Source organism: Streptomyces beijiangensis (assembly GCF_017315755.1).
Classification (GTDB): Bacteria; Actinomycetota; Actinomycetes; order Streptomycetales; family Streptomycetaceae; genus Streptomyces; species Streptomyces beijiangensis.
In genome coordinates, this window is the sequence record NZ_JAFLRJ010001417.1 from 1 (window position 1) to 354 (window position 354).

The following is a 354-nucleotide window of genomic DNA, read 5'->3' on the forward strand; positions in this document are numbered from 1 at the left end:
GGAGCTTCCCGGCCTGAGCGAGGCAGACGACGCGCAGATCTTCGGCGTCGTGGAACGCGTCGTCCTGGCCCTGAACGCCGTGAACGAAGCCCACAACGAAAGCGCCTACGAAACCGACGAGCGCGAGCAACTGTGCGACTTCATCGACCAATCGCTGACCGAGCACGGCATCGACATCGTCGCACTGGCCGCCCGGCATGGACTCGGCCGTTACCAGATCACGGACAAGTGGCGGAAGTGGTGAGCCGCTCGCTGAGGCTGCCCGCTGGGCACCCGTTCCTGACACAGCACCACTGCCGCACCACAGCCGCACCAGATCCAGCGGGGAACAGCGGGGAACCACGGTGAAAGCAA

1 protein-coding gene is annotated in these 354 nt (G+C 65.3%); it reads left to right on the forward strand.

Translation table 11 applies throughout. From position 1 onward, the window contains the following. Nucleotides 1–244, forward strand: a 244-nt coding sequence (locus J0695_RS42075) for a hypothetical protein (RefSeq protein ID WP_206970070.1), incomplete at its 5' end; no start/stop codon positions are given. Nucleotides 245–354: the final 110 nt, after the last annotated feature.